Annotated in this window: 3 protein-coding genes; all 3 read right to left on the bottom strand. The window is 70.1% G+C overall.

All coding sequences use genetic code 11. The annotated features are described in order from the left end of the window. Positions 1–22 precede the first annotated feature (22 nt). The 3 genes from RM844_RS31955 to RM844_RS31945 are packed head-to-tail and all read right to left on the bottom strand — an operon-like array spanning position 23 to position 2,668. Positions 23–1,024 (bottom strand): ABC transporter ATP-binding protein, encoded by a 1,002-nt coding sequence (locus RM844_RS31955; RefSeq protein ID WP_311670955.1) that lies wholly within the window; start codon positions 1,022–1,024, stop codon positions 23–25. A 38-nt stretch (positions 1,025–1,062) separates the two neighbouring features. Beyond that, positions 1,063–1,827 (bottom strand): ABC transporter permease, encoded by a 765-nt coding sequence (locus tag RM844_RS31950; protein ID WP_311670954.1) that lies wholly within the window; start codon positions 1,825–1,827, stop codon positions 1,063–1,065. 31 nt (positions 1,828–1,858) lie between these two features. Continuing rightward, positions 1,859–2,668, bottom strand: coding sequence for an ABC transporter permease (locus RM844_RS31945; protein WP_311670953.1), 810 nt, complete (start codon positions 2,666–2,668; stop codon positions 1,859–1,861). Between the last annotated feature and the right edge of the window lie 471 nt (positions 2,669–3,139).

The following is a 3,139-nucleotide window of genomic DNA, read 5'->3' as shown; positions in this document are numbered from 1 at the left end:
CCACCCCCGGCCGCCCCCCTGACTACCCCCCGGCGGACCCACCCCCGGCCCCGGCCGCGCCGTCCCAACCGGCGGCGTACATCCGGGAGATGACCTCCTCGATGTCCGGCTCCCGCAGTGACAGGTCGACCAGCGGATAGTCCGCCGCCACCCGAGCCACCAGCGGCGCCGCGCTCGCCGAGGCCGGGAACGCCAGCCACTGCCGGGGGCCCGACACCCGCACCACCCGGGCGCCCGGCACCTCGACCGCCGGCCGCTCCTCGGCCAGGTCGACCACCAGCGTCCGCTCGCTCTCGCCGACCTCGCGCAGCCCGGAGAGGGCCCCGTCGTACATCAGCCGACCCTGGTCGATCACCATCACCCGGCTACACAACTGCTCGATATCGGTCAGATCGTGCGTGGTGAGCAGAACCGTCGTGCCCTTGTCACGATTGAGATCGCGCAGAAAGGCACGCACCTTGGTCTTGCTGATCACGTCCAGCCCGATCGTCGGCTCGTCCAGATACAGCACCTCCGGATCGTGCAGCAGCGCCGCCGCGATGTCCCCCCGCATCCGCTGCCCCAACGACAGCTGCCGCACCGGCACCGACAACAGCGGCCCCAGCTCCAGCAGCTCCACACAGCGCTCCAGGTTCGCCCGGAATCGCGCCGGCTCCACCCGGTAGAGCCGCCGCACCAGCTGGTACGAGTCCCCCAGCGGCAGATCCCACCACAGCGTCGTGCGCTGCCCGAAGACCACCCCGATCCGCCGCGCCAGCGCCTTCCGGTCCCGCGCCGGATCGACCCCCGCCACCCGCAACCGGCCCCCGCTCGGCGTCAGGATGCCGGTCAGCATCTTGATCGTCGTCGACTTACCCGCCCCGTTCGGCCCGATGTAACCGACCATCTCGCCCCGCCGCACCCGGAACGAGATCCCGTCCACCGCCCGCACCTCCGACCGCTCCCGGCGCACCAGCCCGGCCCGCCGCCGGACCCGGAACACCTTCTCCAGCCGCTCCAGCACGATCAGCTCGTCGGCCGTCACGTCAGCACTCGTCTCCACCTCGACCTCCGGTCCCTTCCTCAACTCCCGGTACTCCGATAGCTCCGCACCGCCGACCGCCACACCAGCGCGGCCAGCCCCGACAACACCGCCGCGACCAGCGGCGACAGGAAGTCCACCCACCCGGGCAGCCCCAACGGGTCCTCCCGCCCCAACAACCGCAGCGCCGGCAGCCAGTTCACGAACGCCAGCGGCACCACGAAGGTCGCCCCGCGGACCAGCTCCCTGGCGAAGATCGTCGGCGGGTACTGCAACAGCGCGCCGCCGCCGTAGGTGAACGCGTTCTGCACCTGCGCCGCGTCCTGCGCCCAGAACTGGAACGCCGACCCCAGGGTGAAGATCGCCCCGAAGATCACCGCCCCGGAGACCAGCGTCACCACCAGGAGCAGCACGTTCCCCGGCGTCCAGACCACGTCCACCCGCGGCAGCGCCCACCCCAGCACCGCCCCCGCCTGGAGCACCCGCCCCACCCGCCGCAGCGCGAACCGGTCCGCCGCCACCTGCACGAAGACCGACACCGGACGCACCAGCAACACGTCGAGCGAGCCGTCCCTGATCCGTCCCCCGACCCGCTCCACGTTCCCCAACAGCAGATCGGCCAGCCCGAGCGCCATGCTCGCCGTCCCGTACAGCAACGCCACCTCGGCCAACCCGAAGCCGCCCAGCGTCTCGATGTGGGAGAACATCAACAGCACCGTGACGAAGTCCAGAAAGGTGACGGCCACGTTCGCCAACGTGCTGATCGCGAAGGACATCCGGTAGGTCAGCGCCGCGCGCACCCACATCCAGGCCACCAGGCCGAAGGCCCGCACCCCGTCAACCACCCTGGACCACCACCCGCCGGGTCGCCACCGACTGCGCCCACCGGCCCAGCAGCAACACCACCAGCGCCCAGCCCAGTTGGAAGAGCAGCCCGGCCAGCACCGCCCAGCCGGCCCGCCGCTCCAGCAGCACGTCCGCCGGCACCTGCAACATCCCGGACCACGGCAGCCAGCGCACCACCTCACCGAACGCGCCGGGGAAGACGGTCAGCGGCAGGGTCATCCCGGAGAAGAAGATGGAGAGCACGGTGTTGGCCATGCTCGCCCCCATCCCGTCCATCAGCCAGAACGCCGAGAGCCCCACCAGGAACCGCATGGCGAAGCTGATCACCACCGCCAGCGCCACCGACACCAGGAAGAGCGCCCACACCAGCGGGCTGACCGGCAGCGCCAGCTCGAAGGCCAACGCCCCCACCAGCAACGGCACCACCCCGCGCCCCGCCAGCTGGAAGCCGGCCCGCCCCAGGTCGGCGGCGAGCCACCACAGCTGCAGGTCCGCCGGCCGGTAGAGGTCGATGGCCACGTCCCCCGACCTGATCCGCTCCTGCAACTCCCCCTCGAACCCACCCCCCATCAACGCCACCGAGGCCAGCAGCGCCTGCCCCACCCACACGAAGGTCAACGCCTGCGGCTGCTCGTAGCCCCCGAGCTGGGGGCGTTCGTGCCAGAGCGCGATGAAGGCGTAGGCGATGACGAAGCCGAAGACCGTGTTGGTGAAGACGCCGGCCGCGGTGGCCAGGCGGTAGGTGGCGTAGCGCCGAAAGCTGTAGGTGGCGACCGAGCGGTACAGTCCCGCGGTCCCCATGAACGACTCCTCCTCCGACCGTCAACTTGCGCTGGAAAACGACAAAGACGCGCGAGTCTAGGGGGGTTGGGGGACGAGGGCCACGAGATTTCGCCGGTCGCACCACGGGCGCCCGGCCGGGCCCCAGGGGCCCGCGCCAGGGCCGCCGGGGGCCGCGGGGGCTCAACTTGACACCGGTGTGGCCGGTCCGTAAGGTCCTTCGAGCTTGCCCGGAGTGGAACACTCAGAACGCCGATTTGGATCGGCCGGAGAATTCCTCTACGGTAAGGGCACGCCGGAGGGCGAGAAACTCAACTCCCGCTGACGGAGGTCAGGTTCGAGAAATCGGGCGTGATAGAGTCAGAACACACCGAAGGGAAAGCCCGGAGGGCCTCGGAAGAGGTTCGAAGGAAGCGTCCGTTCCTTGAGAACTCAACAGCGTGCCAAAAGTCAATGCCAGATTTTTGAGTTATTTGCGAGGATGTTCGAGCA

Source organism: Streptomyces chisholmiae (assembly GCF_031845445.1).
Classification (GTDB): Bacteria; Actinomycetota; Actinomycetes; order Streptomycetales; family Streptomycetaceae; genus Streptomyces; species Streptomyces chisholmiae.
Note: the sequence above shows the minus strand (reverse complement) of the source record. Positions and strands in the feature narration are given on the sequence as shown.

What these genes read in the sequence shown, in the direction of transcription:
- RM844_RS31950 (WP_311670954.1), bottom strand. Translation starts at nt 1,827, where the DNA reads ATGTGGGTGCGCGCGGCGCTGACCTACCGGATGTCCTTCGCGATCAGC.
- RM844_RS31945 (WP_311670953.1), bottom strand. Translation starts at nt 2,668, where the DNA reads ATGGGGACCGCGGGACTGTACCGCTCGGTCGCCACCTACAGCTTTCGG.